The sequence below is a fragment of the Streptosporangium sp. NPDC020145 genome (genome assembly GCF_040631275.1).
In the GTDB taxonomy this organism is placed as follows: Bacteria; Actinomycetota; Actinomycetes; order Streptosporangiales; family Streptosporangiaceae; genus Streptosporangium.
This window is the reverse complement of the sequence record NZ_JBEXZT010000009.1, coordinates 141,886-164,738: the sequence shown is the minus strand read 5'-3', so window position 1 is coordinate 164,738 and position 22,853 is coordinate 141,886. Positions and strand designations below refer to the sequence as shown.

Genomic DNA, 22,853 nt, shown 5'->3' with positions numbered 1-22,853 from the left:
AGCGGTTCTCACGCGGCGGCCCGCCTGTCACGGACCACTCCGGCGAGGTCGGTGAGGTCGTCGAGGCGCACGGCCCGCGCGCCCATCCGCCGGGCCAGGGACGCGGCCAGCCCGAGGCGGATGTGCCCCGTCTCGCAGTCGACCACGACCGTGGCGACCCCGGCCAGCAGCGCCGCCGCCCTGTGGGCCTCCTCGACGGTGCCGGAGGTCGCCCGCCCGTCGGTCACCAGGACCAGCAGCGGACGCCGGGACGGGTCACGCAGGCGCTCGACCCGCAGGACCTCGGCCGCGCGCAGCAGCCCCGCCGCCAGCGGGGTGCGTCCGCCGGTCGGCAGCTCGCGCAGCCGGGCGGCCCCTGCCTCGACCGAGGAGGTCGGCGGCAGCACCAGGTCGGCGCGGGCGCCCCGGAAGGTGACCAGGCCTACCTTGTCACGGCGCTGGTAGGCGTCGAGAAGCAGGCCGAGCACGGCGCCCTTGACCGCGCTCATGCGCCGCCTGGCCGCCATGGATCCGCTGGCGTCCACGACGAACAGCACCAGGTTGCCCTCCCTGCCCTCGCGCGCGGCCTCCCTGAGGTCCTCGCGCCGCAGCAGCAGGCCGGGCCCGTTCCTGCCCCGTCCCACCTGGTACGGCGCGGCGGCCTCGACGGTCGCCCGCAGGTGCAGGGAGGCGGGCCGTCCCCCCGGGACCCTGGCCCCGGTCACCCTGCCCAGCGGGGTCGCGGCCCTGGACCTGCGGCCCGGGGCCCCGGCGCCGAGACCGGGCACGGTGAACAGCCTGGCGCGCCTCGCGGGGTCGGCCTCGGCGACCCGGTCGTCTCCCGTCCGCCCGGTCGCGGCGTCTCCCCCGGCGGGCGCGGGGACGCCCTCCCGGCTCGCCGGTTCGGCCGGCTCCGTCCCCGGGACGTCCTCGCCGGAACCACCGGGGCCGCTCCCCGGGCTGTCCGGGCCTCCTCCGGGACCGCCCTCCGGACCGTCGCCGGGACCGCCCTCCGGACCGTCACCGGGGTCGTCCGGCTCCTCCGGGTCCTCGGGCGTCTGGTCGAGGAGTTCGTCCAGCCTGGCCTCGTCCAGGCCCGGCGCGTCGAAGGGGTCGCGGCGGCGGCGGTGCGGGAGGGCGAGCCTGGCGGCCTCGCGGACGTCCTCGGCCGTCACGGTCGTCCCGCCCCGCCACGCGGCGTGCGCGATGGCCGCCCGCGCGGTGACCAGGTCGGCCCGCAGGCCGTCGACCTCGAAGGCGGCGCAGACCGTGGCGATGCTCCGCAGCGCGGAGTCCGGCAGGGTGACCTCGGCGACCCTGGCCCTGGCTTCGGCGACACGCGTGGCCAGTTCCCGTTCCCGCGCCTGCCACGAGGCGGCGAAGGCGACCGGGTCGGCCTCGAAGGCCAGGCGCCGCCGGACCACCTCGGCCCGCTGGGACACCTCCCGCGACGCCCTGACCTCCACGGTCAGCCCGAACCTGTCGAGGAGCTGGGGACGTAGCTCCCCCTCCTCCGGGTTCATGGTCCCCACCAGCAGGAACCTGGCGGCGTGCCGTACCGAGACGCCCTCGCGTTCGACGTAGCAGGTGCCGAGCGCGGCGGCGTCGAGCAGCAGGTCCACCAGGTGGTCGTGCAGGAGGTTGACCTCGTCGACGTAGAGGACGCCCCGGTGCGCGTCGGCGAGCAGGCCGGGCTCGAAGGCCTTCACCCCCTCGGTGAGCGCCCGTTCCAGGTCGAGTGAGCCCGCGAGGCGATCCTCTGAGGCGCCGACCGGCAGCTCGACGAGCCTGGCGGGCCGTACGGTGCCGGGGGCGGCCTCGTGCGGGCCGTCCGGGCAGCCGGGGTCCGGGGCGGCGGGGTCACAGGAGAAGCGGCAGCCACGCACCACCTCGACGGGCGGGAGCAGCGCCGCGAGCGCCCGCACGATCGTGGACTTGGCCGTGCCCTTCTCCCCTCTGACCAGGACTCCGCCGACACCGGGGGAGACGGCGTTCAGGATCAGGGCGAGCTTGAGGTCCTCCGACCCCACGATCGCGGTGAAGGGATAGCGCGGGTCGCGCACCTTGACTGCCTCCTCGGCTCTCGTCATACGGGGTAACTCAGCCGCCAGCGTCCGCCCCGCCCGGTGAGCGTCACCAGGGCGAGGGGCGCGACGTCGACGCGCCAGAAGGCATGGGCCGGGGCGCCGAGGGCGTGCACGACCGCGGCCCTGACCACCGGAGCGTGGGTGACGGCGACCGTCCGCCCCGGGCCGAGGACCGCGAGCCAGGCCGCGACCCGGCCGACGAGTCCGGTGATCGGCTCCCCGCCGTGGGGGGCCGCCGCCGGGTCGGTGAGCCAGGCCGCGAGTCCTTCGGGATCGGCCGCCTCGACCTCGGCCAGCGTCATGCCGCGCCAGCGCCCGTAGTCGCAGTCGGCGAGCGACGGCTCCGGCCCGGCACGCAGGCCGAGCGCCTCGGCCGTCTGCGCGCAACGCAGCTCGGCTCCGCGGACGGCCCGGCCCGGACCGATCCGCGGGGCCAGCGCCCGGGCGCGGCGCAGGCCGTTCCCGTCGAGCGGCTCGTCTCCGGGAAAGGCCGCCCGTGCCGTCGCCCGTGTCGAGGCGTGACAGACCAGCAGCAGGCGCGCGACCCCCGAGGGGGCCGTCACGCCGGGCTGCGCCTGCGCGCGGCGAAGGCGAACAGGGCTCCTACGCCCAGCCAGAACACCGCCTGTGTCCCGAGGGAGGCCAGGCGGAAGTCCCACAGGAGACCGGCGGGGAACCCCTCGGGCACCTCGTCGATCCCGGGCAGCAGGATCCAGGCCGCCGCGACCGGCACCAGCAGCGCCGCACCGCCCGCGAGCCAGCGCGGCCACGCCTCCTCGGAGGAGACGTAGCGGTGCGCGGCCGCCGCGGCGCCGACGGAGAGGATGCCGATGGCGACGGCGACCAGGTAGAGCACCGTGCGCTGGTTGATCGTCTCCGGGTCACCGACGGCCGGTGGGTTGGCGGGATATTTCACGAAAGGGATAAGGACGATCGCGACGAACGCCGCCGCCGCGAGGGAGACCGCCAGCAGCGGTTCCGATCTCGGGCCGACCCGGCCGCGCACCCCCGCGTACACGAGGGCGAACAGGCCCCCGAGAGCCAGGCCGTACAGGGCCAAGGCGAGGAAGAGGCCGAAGCGCTGGCCGTTCCTGCTGACCGGCGCCTCCTCCCCGTGGGAGTGGGCGGGCTCGGCCGCCTCGTGACTGTGGGCACCGGTGCCGGAGGAGGCCGCCGCGGCCTCCTCCAGCGCGATGGCCCGCTCGACGCGGGGTTCGCCCACGGTGTAGGCGAACACTCCGGCGAGCAGTCCTGCGAGAAGGCCGACGAGCATGCCTCTGACGATGAGTTTGGTGATCACGTGTGGCTCGGTGCGCTCAGTGGCAGGGAACACCGAGCAGGTGACGCCCGTCGTGCATGAGTTCGTGCAGGTAGTTACCGGCCTGCGAGATCGCGCCCTGGTCGAAGGCGACCAGGTAGGCGAGGAGCAGCAGCACCGGTACGGCGAGAAGCCAGCGGGTGAGCGAACCGAGCGGGATGGGCTTGACCGGCGGAGCAGAGATCTGGCTCACGGCCACCTCCTTCAGGGGATTGACGCGCCCCTTTTCGTAGGTCGGTGGCGGCCGAGTGACCTGGCTCCCCACCCTCTCGGGCCGGTTACAGTGGCGCGACCGCACCGGAATCTCACCGGATTTCCCTCGCACCGCCACAAAACACCCGGAATGTATACCGGTTCACAGCGTCCGTCAATCCATGCGATAGCGGACACAAAGCCATAAACCGTGCGGGCGGGAGCACCCGCCCGCACGGGAGGTCACTGATCGCCGGTGAGAGCGGTGACCAGGTCGGCGGCGGTGCGACAGCGGTCGAACAGCTCTCCGACATGGGCCTTCGTACCGCGCAGCGGCTCCATGGTCGGAACGCGCTGCAGGGACTCCCTGCCCGGGATGTCGAAGATGACCGAGTCCCAGGACGCGGCGGCGACCGACTCGCTGAACTGGCTCAGGCAACGACCCCTGAAGTAGGCCCGCGTGTCGCTCGGCGGCGCCTCGATGGCCCGCCGCACCTCGTCCTCGGTCACCAGGCGCTGCATCCTGCCCCGGGCGACCAGCCGGTTGTACAGGCCGCGCTCGGGGCGGATGTCGGAGTACTGCAGGTCCACCAGCTGCAGCCGCGGGTGGGACCAGGCCAGGCCGTCACGGGTACGGTAGCCCTCCAGCAGTTCGAGCTTGGCCACCCAGTCGAGCTCCCGCGACAGCTGCATCGGGTCCTCGGCCAGACGGGTCAGGACGGACTCCCAGCGGTCGAGGACGTCCTTGGTGATCTCGTCGACGCCGTTCCCGCTGCGCTCCTCGGCGTACTTGCGGGCCAGCTCCAGATACTCCATCTGCAGCTGCACCGCGGTGAGCCTGCGGCCGTCGCGCATCGCGATCTCGTACTTCAGCGTGGGGTCGTGGGAGACCGCGCGCAGCGCCTGGACCGGGTTGTCGACCGCGAGGTCACGGGTGAAGTAGCCGTCCTCGATCATGGCGAGGACCAGCGCGGTCGAGCCCAGCTTCAGGTAGGTCGAGATCTCCGACATGTTGGCGTCGCCGATGATGACGTGCAGCCTGCGGTACTTCTCCGGGTCGGCGTGCGGCTCGTCCCTGGTGTTGATGATCGGCCGCTTGAGCGTGGTCTCCAGGCCGACCTCGACCTCGAAGAAGTCGGCACGCTGACTGATCTGGAAGCCCTCGCCCCGGGAGTCCTGGCCGATGCCGACCCTGCCGGCACCGACGACGACCTGCCGGGAGACGAAGAACGGGGTCAGATACCTGACGATGTCGGCGAACGGCGTGGCGCGCCGCATCAGGTAGTTCTCGTGGCAGCCGTAGGAGGCGCCCTTGTTGTCGGTGTTGTTCTTGTAGAGCTGGATCGGAGCGTTGGCGGGGACGGCCGAGGCGCGCGTCGCGGCGTCGTGCATGACGCGCTCCCCCGCCTTGTCCCAGATCACCGCGGCTCGTGGATTGGTGCATTCGGGAGTCGAGTATTCGGGATGGGCGTGATCCACGTACAGCCGGGCCCCGTTGGTGAGGATCACGTTGGCCAGGCCCAGATCCTCGTCCGTGAGCTGGCTCTGGTCGGCCACCTCCCTGGACAGGTCGAAGCCCCGGGCGTCGCGCAGAGGGTTCTCCTCCTCGAAGTCCCAGCGTGCCCGCCTGGCCCTGGCCGCCGAGGCCGCCAGATAGGCGTTCACCACCTGGGAGGAGGTCACCATCGCGTTGGCCCCCGGCTGTCCGGGCACGGAGATGCCGTATTCGGTCTCGATGCCCATCACCCGCCGTACCGTCATGCGCACCCTCTGTTCATCCAGGACGACTACTCCGCCGTATATATCCCCGACCCTAGACCCTTCACTATCCCCGGTGACCAGACAGTTATGGCACAGAGGCCTTTTCTGAGGCGTTTTCTCCCGGGGCCCCCGGAGCGGGAACCGCTCCCCCGCCGGGACCGCGTCCGTGCCTCCCCTGTGGTACGGCCGCCCGCCGCCGCCTGGCCTTGACGAACTCCTGGATGGGCCGCTCGACGAGCCGGTGGACCAGGTAGGACAGCACCAGCGTGACCAGCACGGTGACCGCGACGGTCAGCCAGGGCGCGAGCGTGTCGCGCAGGACGGGCACGAGCACGGCGGCGACCGTCGAGTGGAACAGGTAGAGGGGGTAGGTCAGCGCGCCGAGCACGACCAGCCCGCGCCAGCGCAGCCAGCCGAGGGCGCCCAGCGCCACCAGCGCCATGAGCACGTAGAAGATCACGACGGTCACGACGACCGTCCAGCCGGGCACCGGCATCGCGGCGTAGCCCACCGCGTCGATGCGGCCCTCGACCCTGGCCAGGGCCGCGTAGACCGCCAGTCCGCCGCTGAGCCCGGCCACGCACCACAGCACCGGCCTGGGGCCGTGCTTGGTCATGAGGAAGAAGGCCATGCCGCCGACGAAGTACGCCGCGTACTTCGGCATCACGATCAGCTGTACCCACTCGTTCTCGTTGCCGGTGAAGATCCCGGCCGCCAGCAGCCACACGCCCATGAAGACCAGGCAGCGGGTGAACGTCACCCCGACGATCACCAGGATCGAGATCAGCAGGTAGAAGCGAAGCTCGGCCCAGAGCGACCAGTAGACGCCGTTGGCGTCGGTCAGGCCGAAGGCGCGCTGGAACATGGTCAGGTTGACCAGGTAGTCGCGCAGGCCGAGCTTGGGGTCCAGGGCGGTGGCCGCGCCCAGGCCGTAGACGGCCGCGACGACGCCCACGCTGATCCAGTAGGCGGGAAAGAGCCGCACCAGGCGTGACAGGGCGAAGGCGCCCAGCCCCCGCCCCCAGACGCTCATCAGGATCACGAAGCCGCTGATCATGAAGAACAGCTCGACGCCGAGGATGCCCAGGCCCGCCGGGGTGGCCGTCTCCGGGAACAACTTCGCCGGACGCTCCCCCCAGACCGAGGCGAAGGCGATGAGGTAGTGGAAGGAGACGACCCCGGCGGCGGCGAGGAAACGCAGGAGGTCGAGTTCGGCGAGGCGGCCGGTTCCCTTTGCGGCCGTGCCGGTCATGTGCCCGCCGGGGCGAAGTGTTCACGCACGCCACTTGGACGGTGTTTCGATCAACCGGGTTCCCTCGGCCCGGATCTTGTTCCCGCTGTTTTCCGTGACCCTCCTTCCGGGCCTCGCGGCGGTTTTCCGAGGGCCCGTGGAGGGGACACGCGAAGGCGGCGCGCGCCCTCGAAAGGGCACGCGCCGCCTTGGTGGTGCTTCTACAGGTACTGACCGGTGTTGGCGACCGTGTCGATGGACCGGCCTGCCTCGGTGCCCTGCTTGCCCGTCACGAGGGTGCGGATGTAGACGATCCGCTCGCCCTTCTTGCCGGAGATGCGGGCCCAGTCGTCGGGGTTGGTGGTGTTGGGCAGGTCCTCGTTCTCGGAGAACTCGTCCACGCAGGCCGCCAGCAGGTGCTGGATCCGCAGCCCCTTCTGCCCGGTGTCCAGGAACTGCTTGATGGCCATCTTCTTGCCGCGGTCCACGATGTTCTGGATCATCGCGCCGGAGTTGAAGTCCTTGAAGTACAGGACCTCCTTGTCACCGTTGGCGTAGGTCACCTCAAGGAAGCGGTTCTCCTCGCTCTCGGCGTACATCCTCTCGACCACCCGCTGGATCATCGCCGAGATCGTGCCGCCACGGCTTTCACCGTGCTCGGCAAGGTCGTCGGTGTGCAGCGGAAGGTCCTCGATGAGGTACTTCGAGAAGATGTCCCTGGCCGCCTCGGCGTCCGGCCGCTCGATCTTGATCTTGACGTCCAGACGGCCGGGCCGCAGGATCGCCGGGTCGATCATGTCCTCACGGTTGGAGGCGCCGATGACGATGACGTTCTCCAGGCCCTCGACACCGTCGATCTCGGACAGCAGCTGGGGAACGATGGTGTTCTCGACGTCGGAGGAGACGCCGGAGCCACGGGTCCTGAAGATCGAGTCCATCTCGTCGAAGAACACGATCACCGGGGTGCCCTCGGAGGCCTTCTCCCTGGCGCGCTGGAAGACCAGGCGGATGTGCCGCTCGGTCTCGCCGACGTACTTGTTGAGAAGCTCGGGACCCTTGATGTTGAGGAAGAAGCTCTTGCCCGACTGGCCGGTCTTCTCCGCGACCTGCTTGGCCAGGGAGTTGGCCACCGCCTTGGCGATGAGCGTCTTGCCGCATCCGGGCGGGCCGTACAGCAGCACGCCCTTCGGGGGACGGAGCTTGTGCTCGCGGAAGAGGTCGGCGTGCAGGTAGGGAAGCTCGATGGCGTCCCTGATCTGCTCGATCTGCCGCATGAGCCCGCCGATCTCCTCGTAGGAGATGTCGGGCACCTCCTCCAGGACGAGCTCCTCGACCTCGGACTTGGGAATGCGCTCGTAGACGTAACCGGAGCGCGGCTCAAGCAGCAGCGAGTCGCCCGCGCGGATCGGCTGGTCGAGCAGCGACTCGGCCAGTCTCACCACCCGCTCCTCGTCGGCGTGCGAGATCACCAGCGCGCGCTGGCCGTCCTCAAGGAGCTCCTTGAGCATGACGATCTCGCCGACCTCCTCGTATCCGAGGGCCTCGACGACGTTGAGCGCCTCGTTGAGCATGACCTCCTGGCCACGCTTCAGCGAGTCGACGTCCACCGCTGGACTGACGTTCACTCGAAGTTTGCGACCGCCGGTGAAGACCTCCACCGTGCCGTCTTCCCTGGACTCAAGGAACACGCCGAAGCCGGAGGGCGGCTGCGCCAACCGGTCGACTTCCTCCTTGAGCGCGACGATCTGGTCCCTGGCCTCCTTGAGGGTGGCCACGAGCCGCTCGTTCTGGCCGGTTACGGCCGCGAGGTTCGCCTGTGCTTCATGGAGACGCTCTTCGAGAATCCTGGCCTGCCGGGGAGACTCCGTCAGCTTCCGACGTAGCGTGGTGATCTCCTCCTGCAGGAAGGAGACCTGTGCTGTGAGGTCGGCGACCTCCCGTTCGCGCTGCGCGGCACGAGCCTCGGCGTCGTCGCGAGCTGCCACGGCGTCACCTCCTTCCCAGTCGAGACCGACTACTCAAAACCCTACCCATCTGGGGGCTGTCCCTTACCTGGCCGAGCAGTGTTCGTATGCCTACATTAAGTAGGCACTTAACAATCCCTTATGGTGCGTTTAGTCCTTGGAGCATAAGAACACGGAGTTCTGTTCCCGCGTCACTCTCCGGCGCACCCTCGTGGCTGAATCGTCATCAACTGGTGGAAGAGGTGGACTCTTCGCCATATGCCCCCTTTGCTGGACGCCTGCGACGCGGTGGTGGGGTCACCCCGTCCGCCATGCGACGCGCGGTGACGAGAAACCCGGTGTGCCCGACCATCCTGTGGTCCGGCCGTACGGCGAGGCCCTCGACATGCCAGTCGCGAACCAGGGTCTCCCACGCATGAGGCTCGGTGAAACTCCCGTGTTCGCGGAGAGTTTCCACCGTGCGGGACAATTGGGTGGTTGTCGCCACATAACAGCAGATGACACCACCCGGAGTGAGGGCCTTGGCCGCGGCGTCGACGCACTCCCACGGCGCGAGCATGTCCAGGATGATCCGGTCGACGTCGCTCTCGTCGAGCGCGTCCACGAAGTCACCGACGACCAGGCGCCACTGGTCCATCGGGCCGCCGTAGAACTTCTCCACGTTCTTGGTGGCGACCTCGGCGAAGTCCTCACGCCGCTCGTAGGAGGTGACCCGGCCCTCGGAGCCGACCGCGCGCAGCAGGAAGCAGGTCAGCGCGCCCGAGCCGACCCCCGCCTCGACGACACGCGCGCCGGGGAAGATGTCGGCCATGGCGACGATCTGCGCCGAGTCCTTGGGGTAGATGACCGCGGCGCCACGCGGCATGGACAGCGTGTAGTCCTGGAGCAGGTGCCGGAACGCGAGATACTGGGTGCCGCCGGACGAACGCACCACCGACCCCTCGGGCCGGCCGATCAGGTCGCTGTGCGGGATGCCGCCCTTGTGCGTGTGGAAGACCCCGTCTTCCTTCAGCGTCACCGTGTGACGCTTGTTCTTGGGATCGGTGAGCTGAACCTGATCCCCGGCCTGAAACGGCCCATGCCTGCGAAAACCCATGCCCGCAAGGTTATCGGCGCCCGGCCGCCACCCGTCCCGCCGGCGAGGACCCGATGAAGGCCCGATGAAGGCCTCGACGCACGCCGGAGAGCGTGATCGGACCGAAATGATTGGTCCCCCTTCATGGGGAACTGATAGCACTTGGGGATGCTCCCACAAGACGTGATCCTTTCCCGGGACGTCGTCCTGCGCCCACCGGCCGAGACCGACGTCGAGTCGATCGCCCGCGCCTGCGACGACCCTCGGATCAGCCGTTTCCTGCCGACCCTGCCGGTGCCGTACACCCGTGACGACGCGTTCGCCTACCTGAGGGCGGCCGAGCGGTCCTGGCGGGACGGCGGCGCCTCCTTCACCATCGCCGACACCGAGACGGACGAGTGGATGGGCAACATCGGCCTCAGGCCGCTCGACGCGCGCGGCAACGGCGAGGTGGGCTACCTGGTCGCTCCGTGGGCGCAGGGGCGGGGGGTCGCGACGGCGGCCACCAGGGCGCTCACCGAATGGGCCTTCGCCCTCGGGGTGCGGCGGCTCGAACTGCTGACCGATGTCGAGAACCTGGCCAGCCAGCGGGTCGCGCTCGCCGCGGGCTTCCAGCGCGAGGGCGTCAGGCGCTCGGCCGAGGCCCGCAGGGACGGCGGCAGGAGCGACCTGATCGCCTTCGCCCGCCTGTACGGCGAGTCCGGCGAACGCGTCCAGCCCTTCCTGCCCGCCCTGCCGGACGGTTCGCTGTCCGACGGCGTGGTACGGCTGAGGCCCCTGGGCCCCCAGGATGCCGCCGACCACCACGCGCTGGAGAACCTGCCCGACGTCGTGCGCTACAGCGTCCCCCCGGAGGGGCCGGACATGGCCAGGGTCGAGAAACTGTGCCGGGAGGCGGGGGCGCACTGGCTGGCGGGCGAACGCGTCGAGCTGACCATCAGGGAGGCCGCGACGGACGCCTTCGCCGGGCACATCCAGCTGACCTCGATCGTCCCGGTGCTCGGCCAGGCGATGACCGGCTACAGCCTGCTGCCCGCCTTCCGCGGCAGGGGGTTCACCGCGCGGGCGGTGAACCTGCTCGTCGAGTGGGCCTTCGAGCACACCCCGCTGACCAGGGTCGTCGCGGGCACCGCCCCGGACAACCACGCCTCGCACCGGGTGCTTGAGCGCGCGGGCTTCACCAGGGAGGGCCTGGTGCACGGCCTGCTGCCCGGCCCTGACGGCACCCGCCTGGACGACCTGCAGTGGTACAGGCTGCGAGGGTAGGACCGGCCCCTTCAGTCGAGCAGCGCGTGCAGGCGGTCCGCGACCCCCCTGGCGGTCGGCCGCGCGGCCATGTCCCCGATGCAGGCCCGGACGAGGTCGGCCAGCTCCGGCTCCAGATCGCCGCTGACCGACGGCGGCGTCGTGCTGACCCTGCGCAGGGTCAGCAGCGGGTCGTGGACGGGCAGCTCGCCGTACAGGCCGGTGCGGGTCATCGACCAGTGCAGTGTGGCCCCGAGCGACCACACGTCTCCCTCGGGAGAGGGGTCACCGCCCCGCAGCAGCGCGGGGTCGGTGAACTCGGCCGACCCGATGCCGCCCATCCCGGTCACCGTCGCGCCGGGCGCGAACACCTGCGACAGGCCCAGGTCCGACAGCTTGCCCCCGGTCTCTGTGAGCAGCACGTTGCCCGGATGGACGTCCCGGTGCAGGATGCCCCCCTCGTGCAGCGCCTGGACGGCCTGGGCCGCGCACGCGACCGAACGCAGGACCCGCTCCCGCGAGGGCGTCCCGGCGGGCAGTCTCAGCGAGCCCTCGGGTAAGTACTCCATCGAGTAGTAGAAGACCCCACCCTGCTGCCCCGCGTCGTAGAGCGTCACGAGGTACGGCGAGCGCACCGTGGCGAAGGCCTTCAGCTCCCTGGTCGCCCGCCGGAAGGCGTCCTTGCCGGTGCCGCCGACCACCTTCACCGCCACCAGGTCGGCCTCGACCGGCAGCCGCCGCGGTCTCCTCGCCAGGTAGAACTCGCCATGGTTGCCCGTTCCCAGCGGGCGGACGAACTCGTAGTCGGCGATACCCTCCACCGGCGTTCCCTTCGACGTGCCCCGCGACGCTCGCGATGATCTATTAAGACGGTAACGTCGCCTTGGTCACTCTCGGGGCTTTTCATTACTTTCATTACTTACGGGGAAGCGTGTCCCAGTGTTCCACGTTGATTTGCTGCTGCTCGACCTCGTGATCGTCCTCATCTCCGCGCGATTATTGGGGGCCGTGGCCCGGCGGCTCGGCCAGCCACCGGTCGTCGGGGAGATCGTGGCCGGCATTCTTCTCGGCCCGACCCTGCTCGGGCCGCTTCTCGGCGACCGGCTGTTCGGCGACGGGATGATGCCCCCGCTGCGCGCCCTGGCCGATGTCGGGCTCGTGCTGTTCATGTTCGTCGTCGGCATGGAACTCGACCAGAAGCTGGTCAGGGGCCGGGGCAGGACCGCGGTGACCGTGGCGCTCGGCTCGACGCTCGTGCCGTTCGTGCTCGGCTGCGCGCTGGCGCTCGGCATCGCGGGCGACCACGTCGACGGGGCCAGGACGCTGCCGTTCGTGCTGTTCATGGGCGCGGCGATGGCGGCGACGGCCTTCCCCGTGCTGGCCAGGATCATCACCGACCGGGGGATGCAGCGCTCCACGGTCGGCGGCCTCTCGCTGGCCTCCGCCGCGGTGATCGACGTGCTCGCCTGGACCGCGCTCGCCGTCGTGGCGGGCCTCGCGGGCGCCGGCGGGAGCGCCGGTGGAGGCGTCGGCGAGGGCGCGGACCAGTGGCGGGTCGCGCTGGCCCTGCCGTACGGGCTGCTGATGTTCCTGGTCGTCCGGCCGCTGCTGGCCCGCCTGGTGCCCGCCAGGCAGCGGGCGGGCAGGCTGACCCCGGGGCTGCTCTCCCTGGTGCTCATCGGCCTGCTGGCCTCCTCCTGGGCCACCGAGTGGATGCATGTGCACTTCATCTTCGGAGCGTTCGTCTTCGGCGCCGTGATGCCCCGTGAGGGCGCGGAACGGCTCAACCACGAGATCCTGGAGCGCCTCGAACAGCTCGCCGTGCTCCTGCTGCTGCCGATGTTCTTCGTCGTCGCGGGGCTCGACGTCAACCTCCGCACGCTCGACCTGTCCAGCCTGGGAACTCTGGCCGCGATCCTGGTGGTCGCGATCGGCGGCAAGCTGCTCGGCTCCTACGCCGCGGCCCGCACACGGCTTCCCGGACGGCAGGCGCTGGCGATCGCCACGCTTCTCAACACCCGTGGGCTCACCGAACTCGTCATCCTGTCCGTCGGGCTGCAGAAGGGCGTCCTCGACGAGGAGCTGTACTCGCTGATGGTGGTGATGGCGTTGCTGACCACGGCGATGACGGAGCCGCTGCTGCGCAGGGTCTACCCCGGGCGGCGGGTCGCGCGCGACATCGAGCAGGCCGGACGCGAGGCCCTCGGCACGCGCGCCGCCACCCGCGTGCTGGTCGTCGTACCCGGCTCCCCCGCCGAGCAGGTCCCGCTGGCGGAGCTGGCGGCCCTCCTGGCCCGCTCCGCCGCGCCCGCCGAGGTGATCCTCGCCCATCTGCGGCCCTATCCCGGCGGCCGGCTCGAACTCGGCGGGGGCCTGTCGTCGGAGCTGGCCGAGCTGACCGAGACGCTCCACGAGCTTGAGGTCCTCGCGGACGCCGTGCGCGCGCACGGCCCCGAGGTGAGGGTGGTGAGCCGCTTCAGCGCCTCCGTCGGCGCCGAGCTCGCCGAGCTGGCCGTGGAGGCCGCTCCGGGCCTCGTCGTGCTGCCCCGGGGAACCCCCGGGCACGCCGCGATCCGCGACGGGGTCGCCTGCCCCGTGGTGACGGTGGCCTCACCCGGTCCGCCGGGCCCGCCGCCCGCCGGGCCGGTCGCGGTGCCTCATGGGCAGGCCCGCGAGGACACCGTCCGCGTGGCGCTCACCCTGGCCTTGACCTGCGGGCGCCCGCTGGTCGTCGAGGGCGGCGGCAGGGCCCCGGCCCTCGTCAGGCGGCTGACCCGGCTCGGGGTCGAGGTGACCGGCGGCCCGGTGCCCGAGGACGCCCTGACCGTGGCCGGGGACGGCGCCGGGCAGGCCACGGGGCCGGCGGCGCATCTGCTGGTCCGGGCCGAGCGCGACGCCGACCCGGTGGACTGGCCCGCGCTCGTCTCCGCGCTGCGCCAGACCCCTGCGGAAAGCCCTGTCGAGGTCTCCGTACGGAGCTGAGCGCGGCCCGCGCCGGTCGTCAGCGGTTACGGTGCGACTCGTAACGCATCGTGCGTGAGACGCCGATCCGCACGGTCGTGCCCGGCAGGATGGCGACCGGCTCGTTCGGCGGGATGTCGTAGAAGTTGGGGTCGCCCGGAGGCTGGATCTGGGTGCCGTTGACCGAACCCAGATCGACCAGGTTGACGTCCCAGCCGTCCAGCGCGACCCGCAGGTGACGGCGCGAGACCGACCCGTCGGGACTGGTGACCTTCGCGGGACGCACCGACCCGTCGGCGACCTCGGGGGCCCGCTCGGGGTCACGGCCGACCAGGTAGTCACTGTCGAGGCGGAGCGTCATGCCGTCGTCGAGCAGGAGCACGCCGAGCGGCGGGCGCGGTCCCTTGTAGGGGACGAGCGTGCGCTGGACCAGCGCGATGCCGCAGACCGCGCAGTACGGCACGCGCGGGTCGTTGAAGTGGTCGTTCTTGCAGTCGACCCCGTAGACCAGCGGGCGGGACTCGGCCTGCTGGTCCGCGGGCGCCGGGGAGAGCGGGGACTCCGCCGTGCCCTGGAGACCTCCCGGCGTCAGCAGCTCGTACTCGAAGGGCTGGTCACGGATGTCGGGGACGGGCTCCGGCTCCTCGTGCTGGGCCATGGCGGGAATCTGCGGCCCCGGATCGGAGTGCCAACCCTGGGGAGCGGACTGGTGCGCGGGCGGGCCGGAGGCGTAGTGGTCCGGGGAGCCCATCGGATAGGGAGCGGGCGGCCCCGGGGGCATCGGGGACACCGCGGGCTCAGGGGAGGCGGAGGGCGGTGACGCCGCCTCGGGCACGGACCAGTCCACCGACGGCTGGGACCGCGCGGGCTCGGCCCACTCGGCGGGTGCCGGGACCGGCGGGGGCGCCGCCTGAGCTCCCGTTGAGGGCATCGGCTCCACGGCGGGCGCGGCCTGCGGGAGGGCCTCGGCCACCGGCTCACGGCGCGGGACCCCTACGGGCTCCTGCCCGGGCTCGGCGGGGTCGCACAGGACGCCGCCCGCGGTGACCACACCGCTGTCCAGCCGGGTCAGCGGATGCGCCTGCCCCGCCTCGGGAAGGCGCAGCTCGACCCGGGTGACCGGGCCGGGCACCAGCCGGTCGGACCAGGTGAGGGCGTCGCGCCCGGCGAGCTGCACCTCACCGCCCTGACCGGTGACCGAGGCGAACGCCGGGCCGCTGACCAGCACGGCCACCCCGGAGGCCACCGGACCGGCGACGGCGCACGCCACGGGTTCGCCCATCACGACCGCGAGCACCTGGGCGACGCGGCGGGCCAGGGCCCGGCCGTCGCCGCCGGAGGCCGCCGTCTCCCTGAGCGCGCCCAGAAGGTCCTCGACGACGGGCTCAGCCGCGTCACACACCAGCAGCAGGCCCCCCACATGGGCGACCAGCCCGTTGCCTGGAAGTGGACGCACCACTCCGAAGCCCTCGTCGGTCACAGAACTCTCCCTCCCGGAAACGCCACCCGATGAACGGAACCCGCATCGGCCCGTCCGTCACCAGCCGCACCCAGCCCGGACGGTTGTGCGCGTCCGGAACACGGCAGGTGGGACCGGGTCAATCAAATCAACCGCATCGGACCGTAGCAAAAAGTACAGCAGAAGACCTTCAGGAACGAGGGCCGGCGAACCCGAACGGCGCCTCTCCCCCGGGAACCGCGGGACGGGCCCGTACCGTACCGTCTAGACCCCGCTGAACACACGGTTCACGTCGGAGGTCGCCAGCACCCCGAAGATCTCACCGCCGCGCTCGACCAGGAGGTACTCCCCGGCGGGGCTCTCACGCATGGCGTCGATCAGGGCCTCTCCCGTCAGGTCCGCGGCCAGCACCAGCGACGGTTCGAGGTTGCGCGCCAGTGAGCCCGCGCTCACCCAGGGGCGGCGGTTCTCCGGGGTCGCCTCGACCGCGACCTCGTTGACGATCCCGGTCGGGCGGCCGTCGTGGTCGACGACGACCATCGCCCCCGCCTGCGCCTCGGTGGCCCGGCGCAGCGCCTCGGCCAGCGGCACGTCCGCGGTCACCGGGATGGCGCGCCTGGCCAGGGCCCGGGCGTTGACCTGCGGGATGCGGGCGCGCACCCGGGCGCTGCGCAGCGACTGGGTGGCGCCGAGCCAGATGAAGGAGGCCAGCAGGATCGACCAGATGAGCATGCTGGTGTTCGGCGCCTGCCCGCTGATCAGCGCGAGGCCGACCGGCACCGCGACCAGGAGGACGGCCAGCGCCCGGCCGACCCAGGCGGCGGTCGCGGTGCCCGAGCCTGAGCTCTTGGTGAGCTTCCACACCCCGGCGCGGAGCATGCGGCCGCCGTCCAGGGGCAGGCCGGGCAGGAGGTTGAACACCCCGACGATCAGGTTCGCCAGCCACAGCTGGAAGACGAGGACGCCCGCGACCGTGCCGGGGTCGATGACCCGGTAGGCCAGGAACCCGATGACCGCCAGGCCCAGGGACAGCAGCGGCCCGGCGAAGGCCACCATGAACTCCCTGCCGGGGGTCTCCGGCTCACGCTCGATCTCCGAGACGCCGCCGAGCAGGTAGAGGGTGATGCGGCGGACCGGCAGGCCGTACATCCTGGCGACCACGCAGTGGGCCAGCTCGTGCAGGAGCACCGAGACGTACAGCAGCACCGCGAAGACGAAGGAGACGACGTAGGTCATCGGGACGTCCAGCTCGGGCAGCTGGGCGCTCACCGACCCCTGGAAGGTGAAGGTGATGAACGCCGCGACGATGAACCAGGTCGGCGAGACGTAGACGGGAATGCCGAAGGGCCGTCCCATCCGCAGTCCTGGCTTGTCCTGGCGCGGGCTGTCGCTGCTCACCGCTGGCTCACCGTTCCTCGCTCACATCGTCTTCAGGCCTCGATGCTACGCGCCATCGGGCCACCCGCAGCCGCCCGCGGCCAACCTGGTCCTCCCGAGACCCCTCCGAGATCTCCCCGAGACCTCCCACCCGTGAGGCCCCCGGAAGGACCTGTGAGGTCCGCGTGGGGTTCCGCGAGCCGTCCCGAACTGTCGCCACCGTGACCTACAGTGCGGACATGCCACCGACCGAGCCCACGATCATCGGAGCGCTGTCGCCGTCCCGGGCGGGCGACTTCATGACATGTCCGTTGCTCTACCGTTTCCGGGTGATCGACCGGCTGCCCGAGCCGCCGTCACCCGCCGCGGTGCGCGGCACGATGGTCCACTCGGTGCTCGAACGCCTCTACGACCTGCCGGCCGCAGAACGCACCCGGGCCGCGGCGCTCGACCTGCTCGAACCGCAGTGGCGCAGGCTGCTGGCCGCCGAGCCGTCCTACGAGGACATGTTCACCGACGAGGCGGAGCTGGCCGCGTGGCTCTCCCAGGCGGCCGTCATGGTCGAGCGTTACTTCACCCTTGAGGACCCGACCCTCCTCGAACCCGCCGAGAGGGAGCTCTACATCGAGGCGACGCTGGACAACGGCCTGGTGCTACGGGGCTACATCGACAGGCTCGACGTCGCGCCGACCGGGGAGGTCCGGGTCGTCGACTACAAGACCGGCAGCGCGCCCGGCCCCGCCTTCGAGGCCAAGGCGCTGTTCCAGATGAGGTTCTACGCGCTGGCGCTGTGGCGGCTGCACGGCTCGGTGCCGCGCGTGCTGCAGCTGATGTACCTCGGCGGCCAGGGAGAGGTCCTGCGCTACGCCCCCGACGAGGCCGACCTGCTGGCGACGGAGCGCAAGGTGCGGGCGTTGTGGACGGCCATCGAGCGGGCCATGGAGACCGGCGAGTGGCCGCCGCGACCGAGCCGCCTGTGCGACTGGTGCAACTACCAGGAGCTGTGCCCGCAGTTCGGCGGCACTCCCCCGCCGCTGCCCGAGCGGCAGCCCGGCGACACCGTGCGCAGCACGAGAAGACGTCCTGCCAGGGCCGCGACCGACGAGCTCTGAGCACCTCCGCAGCCCTCCGAGGCGTTCCGCGTCATCCGTGGGTATGAGTGCGATATCCACCCGCAGCAGGGCGGCGGCGGAGACTGGGCGCCTAAATTGATTGTGTGCGCAACCCCTCCGGCGTCCTGCGGGCCTGGCTCAACGACCGTCCACTGGTCCCCGACACGGCTCTCGCGGTGGCGCTCGCGGGGGTCGCCGTGCTCCTCCTGCGCGCCGTCCCGCCCCGCGAGGGGACGCAGGAGGGCCTCGTCGCCGCGCTGACCGTGGCCTGGTGCCTGTCCCTGGTGCTGCGCCGCCGCGCGCCCTTCTCCATGCTGCTGACGACCTGCCTGGCGGGGATCGCCCTGGCGACGCTGGGCGTCGACGGGCTGCCGCTGTGGCCCGCGGTGCTGCTGCTGGTCTACACGGTCGCCGCCCACCGCGGCCTGGCGCTGAGCCTGTGCGCGCTGGTGTGGAGCCTGGTGTGCCACTTCGTCACGACGGTTCCCGGCGGCACGCTCGGCGACTGGGGCGTCCACCTGCCGGTCACGGTCCTCACCGTCACCATGTGGCTCACCGGCCGGAGCGTACGGCTGCGCAGGGCGTACCTGGAGGAGCTGCGCGACCGGGCCCGGCGCACCGAACGGGCCAGGGAGGCCGACACCAGGGCGGCCAGGGCGGAGGAACGCTCCCGCATCGCCAGGGAGCTGCACGACGTGGTCGCCCACCACGTCAGCGTGATGACCGTCCAGGCCTCCGCGGCGCGCCGGGTGCTGGCGACCAACCCGGAGGGGGCGCGGGAGGCCCTGTCCGCGATCGAGGAGATGGGCCGTACCGCGATGGCGGAGATGCGCAACATCGTGGGTGTGCTCAGGACCGACGCCTCCCCCGCCGAACGCAACCCGCAGCCCGGGGTCGCCGAGATCCCCGCGCTGGTCGACCAGATGCGGGAGGCGGGCCTGCGCGCGCAGCTGTGGGTCGAGGGCACCCCGGGGACGCTGCCGCCCGGGGTCGACCTGGCCGCCTACCGGCTGGTCCAGGAGGCGCTGACCAACAGCCTGCGGCACGCGGGTCCCACGGCCCGCGCCTGGGTGACGGTACGGCACGAGCACGGCCAGCTGGCCGTCGAGGTCGAGGACGACGGCCGGGGCCTCGACGGCGACGCCGCCCCCGGGGAGGGCAGCGGCCACGGCCTCGTCGGCATCCGTGAGCGTGTGGCCCTCTATGGTGGAGTCCTGAGGATCGGCCCGCGCCCAGAGGGCGGGTTCGAGGTCAATGCCCGGTTCCCCCTCAAGGACGTGTGATGACGATCAGAGTGCTGCTGGTGGACGACCAGCCACTGCTGCGCACCGGCTTCCGTCTCATCCTGGAGGCCGAGCCCGACGTCACCGTGGTCGGCGAGGCCGGGGACGGCAAGGCCGCCCAGGACCAGTCGCGGGCTCTGCTGCCCGACGTGGTGCTGATGGACATCAGGATGCCCGGGGTCGACGGCATCGAGGCGACCAGGAGGATCGTCCGGGAGGCGACCGGTGGGGCGCACGTTCCCAGGGTGCTGGTGCTGACGACCTTCGACCTCGACGAGTACATCGTGGAGGCGCTGCGCGCCGGGGCCAGCGGTTTCCTGCTCAAGGACGTCCCGCCCGACGAGCTGGTGCAGGCCATCCGGGTGGTCGCCGCGGGAGACGCCATCGTCGCGCCGAGCGTCACGCGCAGGCTGCTCGACCGTTTCGGAGCGCGGCTGCCCTCGGCCTACCAGCAGTCGACTCCGGCCCGTCTGGACCGGCTGACCGAGCGGGAGCTCGAAGTGCTGAAGCTGATCGCCAGAGGCATGTCGAACGCGGAGATCGCCGCCGAGCTGGTGGTCAGCGAGACCACGGTCAAGACCCATGTCGGCAACGTGCTCACCAAACTCGGCCTGCGCGACCGCGTCCAGGCCGTCGTCCTGGCCTACGAGACCGGCCTGATCACTCCGGGCGCCATTCCCTAGCCCCGAGCGCCCGCAGGACGCCGGCCAGCACAGGGCGGGTGTCCGCGCGCCGCCAGGCCAGAGCGGTGGCGCACCTGGGACCGCCGGTGAGGGGGACGAAGACCACTCCGGCACGGGCGTAGTGCTCGTCGGTCCCCTCAGAGAGCAGAGCGACGCCCCGTCCCTCCGCGACCAGCTCCAGGGTCTCCTCGATCGCGTCCGAGCCGACCTCCCCCGCCACGTCCGTCACCCCGACCGCCTCAGGACGGCGAAAGGCCCGCCAGACCTCGTCCCGGCTGCGCGGCACCACCCAGACGCGGCCCGCCAGCTCGGCAGGCCCCGCGGTGGCGAGCCCGGCGAGAGGGTCTCCGACGGGTACGGCCACGGCACGCCGGTCGGTGCCCAAGAGCAGGGTCTCCAGGGCGTCACCCGCCTCCAGCGGCGGCCACACCACGGCCAGGTCGCTGGCCCCGGTCAGCAGACCACAGGACGGGTCGTCGAAGTCGAACCGGCGCAGTCGTACCTCTCCGCCGCGGGCGCGGCGCACGACGGCGAGCAGCCGGGAGGTCAGCGGGCCCGCCGCCTCGCCCATGAAGCCGACCGTCACCTCCGGGGTCTCCCCCGCCAGCAGCGCCTCGAAGTCGTCGGCGGCGCTCACCACGGCCACCGCGTGGGCCAGCAGCCGGTGGCCCAGCTCGGTCGGCCGTACACCGTCGCGGTCGCGGACCAGCAGCGGCCGTCCCACGGCGGTCTCCAGGCGTCTGACGGCGGCGCTCACCGTGGGCTGGCTGACGCCGAGCCGGGCGGCCGCCCCGCCGAACGAGCCCTCCCTGACAACGGCCACGAAGGCCCGTACCGCGGGCAGCGTAACCTCCATCCCGCAACGATAGCCTCCGGCTATGGGCATAGCCGGAGGCTGTTGAACAGGACGGGGGTCCTTCGCCGAGGATCGGCGCATGGGACGACGAACGGGCACACCCCCTCCCGGACGACGGGGCGGCCTCCGGGAGGACCTCGGGCTCGCGCTGGGCGCGGCGGGCGGGGCCGCCGTCTACTCGGCGGTGTTCGGCGCGGCGGCGGTCGAGCGAGGCTGGTCCGTCTGGGAGGCGGTGCTGGCCAGCGTGGCGGTGCACGCGGGCGGGAGCCAGATCGTCGGGCTGGCCGCGCTGGACGACGTGGGAACGCGGGCTCCGGCGGTCCCGGGGGCCACGGCGGCCGCCTCGGTGGCCCTCTCAGCGTCCGTTTCAGTGACCGTTTCAGTGGCCGTTTCAGTGGCCGCCGCGGTGGCCACGGCGTCGCTGGTCAACCTGCGGCTGACCGCCTTCGGCCTGGCGCTCGGCGACGTCTTCCCGACCCGGTGGGGGCGTGCGCTCGCCGCGCACCTGGTCTCCGACGAGTCGGTGGCCGCGGCGGTGACGCGTGAGTCCCCCCGCGCGCGCAGGCGGACCTTCCTCGTCGTCGGGTCGGTGCTCTTCACGGGCTGGGTGGCCGGGACCGTCGTGGGCGCGACGCTGGGAGCCGCGCTGCCCGACGAGGCCCGGCGGGCCGTCGACGGCGCCGCGGTCGCGGCCTTCGCGGCGCTGCTGGCCCCGTTGCTGCGCACCCGTGCCGACCTGGCCGTCGCGGCGGGCGCCGCGGCGACGGCGCTGGTGTCCTCGTGGTGGCTGCCCGCGGGCCTGCCGGTCGCGCTCGCGGCGCTGGCCGTACTGCCGGGGGCGGTGAGACGGGCGTGAGCGTCGTGCTGTTCGTGACGGGGCTGGCGGTGACGACCTACCTGCTGCGGCTGGCCGGTGTGAGCGCGGCGGCCTCGGGACGCGTGGGCGGCCCGGGATTCGGCGCGGCGGCCGCGGCGCTGCCGGTGGCCCTGCTGGCCGCCGTGGTGACCGTCCAGGCGGCGCCCGGCGGCGCTCCCTCGGTCCGGTTGGCCGTCGCCGCCACGGTGGCCGGGCTGTGCGCCCGCCGTACCGGGTTCCTGCCCGCCGTGCTGCTGGGCACCCTCGCCGGGGCCCTGCTCCCCTGAACGCCGACCGCCCCGTACGGCGGGGCCGTACGGGGCGGGAGGTCCGGATGCCTCGGCACCCCGGCGCGTCGGCGCCTCAGGCGGAGACCGTCTCGGCCGGGGTCGCCCGGCCTGTCTCCGGGGCGTTCTCCGGGAAGTGGCAGGCCACCTGGTGCCGGGGGGCCAGCTCGACCAGCGGCGGCTCGACCGTCTTGCACACCTCCTGCGCCTTCCAGCAGCGGGTGTGGAAGCGGCAGGCGGGCGGCGGGTTGAGCGGGCTGGGCACGTCGCCCTGGAGCCGGATGCGCTCGCGGTCGTTACGCCTGGCCGGGTCGGGGATCGGCACCGCCGACATCAGGGCGTTGGTGTACGGGTGCATCGGCGTGTCGTACAGGGACTTGCGGTCGGCCAGCTCGACGATCTTGCCGAGGTACATGACCGCGACCCGGTCGCTGATGTGCCGGATGACCGACAGGTCGTGCGCGACGATGACGTAGGTCAGGTCCAGCTCGTCCTGCAGGTCCTCCAGGAGGTTGACCACCTGGGCCTGGATCGACACGTCCAGCGCGGAGACCGGCTCGTCGGCGATGATGAGCTTGGGCTTGAGCGCGAGTGTGCGGGCGATGCCGATGCGCTGGCGCTGGCCGCCGGAGAACTCGTGCGGATAGCGGTTGTAGTGCTCCGGGTTGAGGCCGACCAGTTCGAGGATGTCCTGGACCGCCTTCTTCGTACCCTGCTCGGTCTCGATCCCCTGGATGCGGAAGGGGGCGCCCACGATGGCGCCGACCGTGTGCCTGGGGTTGAGCGAGGAGTAGGGGTCCTGGAAGATCATCTGCATGTCCCGGCGAAGCGGGCGGATCCGCGACGCCGACATGTGGGTGATGTCGTGACCCTCGAAGTGGATCTTCCCACCGGTCGGTTCGAGCAGCCGGGTGATCAGCCTGCCGGTGGTGCTCTTGCCACAGCCGGACTCACCGACCAGGCCGAGCGTCTCCCCCTTGCGGACGTCGAAGGAGACCCCGTCGACGGCCTTGACCGCGCCGACCTGGCGGCGCAGCAGCCCCTTGGTCACCGGGAAGTGCTTCTGGAGCCCCTGGACGGACAGCAGGACCTCGGCCTCGTTCTTGTGGTCCTCGTGCGAGGTCACG

General features: G+C 71.9%; 20 protein-coding genes and 1 riboswitch. Of the genes, 7 read left to right on the top strand and 13 right to left on the bottom strand.

Features of this window, described 5'->3' with window-relative positions:
- Positions 1 to 8 precede the first annotated feature (8 nt).
- From ABZ463_RS19040 to ABZ463_RS19005, 8 genes are all read right to left on the bottom strand, one after another.
- The gene (locus ABZ463_RS19040; protein ID WP_362777451.1) at positions 9 to 2,069 is read right to left on the bottom strand and encodes a putative cobaltochelatase; all 2,061 of its coding nucleotides are present in this window, start codon (positions 2,067 to 2,069) and stop codon (positions 9 to 11) included.
- Positions 2,066 to 2,629 carry a histidine phosphatase family protein gene (locus ABZ463_RS19035; protein ID WP_352013089.1) on the bottom strand — a complete coding sequence of 188 codons (564 nt, stop codon included), beginning with the start codon at positions 2,627 to 2,629 and terminating at the stop codon, positions 2,066 to 2,068. The genes ABZ463_RS19040 and ABZ463_RS19035 overlap by 4 nt, the downstream gene beginning before the upstream one ends.
- Positions 2,626 to 3,366 (bottom strand): CbtA family protein, encoded by a 741-nt coding sequence (locus ABZ463_RS19030; RefSeq protein ID WP_352013090.1) that lies wholly within the window; start codon positions 3,364 to 3,366, stop codon positions 2,626 to 2,628. The genes ABZ463_RS19035 and ABZ463_RS19030 overlap by 4 nt, the downstream gene beginning before the upstream one ends.
- A gap of 16 nt (positions 3,367 to 3,382) precedes the next feature.
- Positions 3,383 to 3,577, bottom strand: a complete 195-nt coding sequence (locus tag ABZ463_RS19025) for a CbtB domain-containing protein (RefSeq protein WP_352013091.1) — start codon at positions 3,575 to 3,577, stop codon at positions 3,383 to 3,385.
- Positions 3,542 to 3,741, bottom strand: a riboswitch (cobalamin riboswitch). It overlaps the preceding gene by 36 nt.
- 78 nt (positions 3,742 to 3,819) lie before the next feature.
- Entirely contained in the window at positions 3,820 to 5,337 is a 1,518-nt protein-coding gene (gene dop, locus ABZ463_RS19020; RefSeq protein ID WP_352013092.1) for a depupylase/deamidase Dop, read from the bottom strand.
- Positions 5,338 to 5,422: 85 nt separating this feature from the next.
- Positions 5,423 to 6,589, bottom strand: a complete 1,167-nt coding sequence (locus ABZ463_RS19015; protein WP_352013093.1) for an acyltransferase — start codon at positions 6,587 to 6,589, stop codon at positions 5,423 to 5,425.
- A 200-nt stretch (positions 6,590 to 6,789) separates the two neighbouring features.
- Entirely contained in the window at positions 6,790 to 8,553 is a 1,764-nt protein-coding gene (gene arc / locus ABZ463_RS19010; RefSeq protein ID WP_352013094.1) for a proteasome ATPase, read from the bottom strand.
- A gap of 205 nt (positions 8,554 to 8,758) precedes the next feature.
- A complete protein-coding gene (locus tag ABZ463_RS19005) occupies positions 8,759 to 9,628 on the bottom strand; it encodes a tRNA (adenine-N1)-methyltransferase (RefSeq protein WP_352013095.1) in 870 nt (289 codons plus the stop codon).
- Between the two features lie 162 nt (positions 9,629 to 9,790).
- Here ABZ463_RS19005 and ABZ463_RS19000 point away from each other — a divergent pair, with 162 nt between their 5' ends.
- A complete protein-coding gene (locus ABZ463_RS19000; protein ID WP_362777446.1) occupies positions 9,791 to 10,873 on the top strand; it encodes a GNAT family N-acetyltransferase in 1,083 nt (360 codons plus the stop codon).
- Positions 10,874 to 10,884: 11 nt separating this feature from the next.
- Here ABZ463_RS19000 and ABZ463_RS18995 read toward each other — a convergent pair whose 3' ends face one another.
- Entirely contained in the window at positions 10,885 to 11,673 is a 789-nt protein-coding gene (locus ABZ463_RS18995) for a protein kinase (RefSeq protein WP_362777444.1), read from the bottom strand.
- Between the two features lie 118 nt (positions 11,674 to 11,791).
- Here ABZ463_RS18995 and ABZ463_RS18990 point away from each other — a divergent pair, with 118 nt between their 5' ends.
- A complete protein-coding gene (locus ABZ463_RS18990) occupies positions 11,792 to 13,834 on the top strand; it encodes a cation:proton antiporter (protein WP_362777442.1) in 2,043 nt (680 codons plus the stop codon).
- Between the two features lie 19 nt (positions 13,835 to 13,853).
- Here the strand turns inward: ABZ463_RS18990 and ABZ463_RS18985 are convergent, their stop codons facing one another.
- Both ABZ463_RS18985 and ABZ463_RS18980 read right to left on the bottom strand, forming a co-directional pair.
- Complete coding sequence (locus ABZ463_RS18985; protein WP_352013099.1) at positions 13,854 to 15,293, bottom strand: FHA domain-containing protein; 1,440 nt, start codon at positions 15,291 to 15,293, stop codon at positions 13,854 to 13,856.
- A gap of 243 nt (positions 15,294 to 15,536) precedes the next feature.
- On the bottom strand, positions 15,537 to 16,628 hold the full coding sequence (locus ABZ463_RS18980; protein ID WP_352013235.1) for a site-2 protease family protein: 1,092 nt from the start codon (positions 16,626 to 16,628) through the stop codon (positions 15,537 to 15,539).
- Positions 16,629 to 16,888: 260 nt separating this feature from the next.
- Here ABZ463_RS18980 and ABZ463_RS18975 point away from each other — a divergent pair, with 260 nt between their 5' ends.
- The 3 genes from ABZ463_RS18975 to ABZ463_RS18965 all read left to right on the top strand — a co-directional run bounded on the left by ABZ463_RS18975 (position 16,889) and on the right by ABZ463_RS18965 (position 19,727).
- Complete coding sequence (locus ABZ463_RS18975) at positions 16,889 to 17,761, top strand: RecB family exonuclease (protein WP_362777438.1); 873 nt, start codon at positions 16,889 to 16,891, stop codon at positions 17,759 to 17,761.
- A 104-nt stretch (positions 17,762 to 17,865) separates the two neighbouring features.
- Positions 17,866 to 19,044 carry a sensor histidine kinase gene (locus ABZ463_RS18970; RefSeq protein WP_362777435.1) on the top strand — a complete coding sequence of 393 codons (1,179 nt, stop codon included), beginning with the start codon at positions 17,866 to 17,868 and terminating at the stop codon, positions 19,042 to 19,044.
- Positions 19,044 to 19,727, top strand: coding sequence for a response regulator transcription factor (locus tag ABZ463_RS18965; RefSeq protein WP_352013102.1), 684 nt, complete (start codon positions 19,044 to 19,046; stop codon positions 19,725 to 19,727). Before ABZ463_RS18970 ends, ABZ463_RS18965 begins: the two co-directional genes overlap by 1 nt.
- On the opposite strand, the gene ABZ463_RS18960 is transcribed toward ABZ463_RS18965, so the two are convergent.
- Positions 19,705 to 20,583: a LysR family transcriptional regulator gene (locus ABZ463_RS18960; RefSeq protein WP_362777431.1), complete on the bottom strand. Its 879-nt coding sequence runs from the start codon at positions 20,581 to 20,583 to the stop codon at positions 19,705 to 19,707. The genes ABZ463_RS18965 and ABZ463_RS18960 overlap by 23 nt on opposite strands.
- A gap of 79 nt (positions 20,584 to 20,662) precedes the next feature.
- Here ABZ463_RS18960 and ABZ463_RS18955 point away from each other — a divergent pair, with 79 nt between their 5' ends.
- The gene (locus tag ABZ463_RS18955; protein WP_362777428.1) at positions 20,663 to 21,439 is read left to right on the top strand and encodes an AzlC family ABC transporter permease; all 777 of its coding nucleotides are present in this window, start codon (positions 20,663 to 20,665) and stop codon (positions 21,437 to 21,439) included.
- Positions 21,436 to 21,726 (top strand): hypothetical protein, encoded by a 291-nt coding sequence (locus ABZ463_RS18950; protein WP_352013105.1) that lies wholly within the window; start codon positions 21,436 to 21,438, stop codon positions 21,724 to 21,726. The genes ABZ463_RS18955 and ABZ463_RS18950 overlap by 4 nt, the downstream gene beginning before the upstream one ends.
- 76 nt (positions 21,727 to 21,802) lie before the next feature.
- Here the strand turns inward: ABZ463_RS18950 and ABZ463_RS18945 are convergent, their stop codons facing one another.
- A complete protein-coding gene (locus ABZ463_RS18945) occupies positions 21,803 to 22,852 on the bottom strand; it encodes a dipeptide ABC transporter ATP-binding protein (protein ID WP_352013106.1) in 1,050 nt (349 codons plus the stop codon).
- Between the last annotated feature and the right edge of the window lies 1 nt (position 22,853).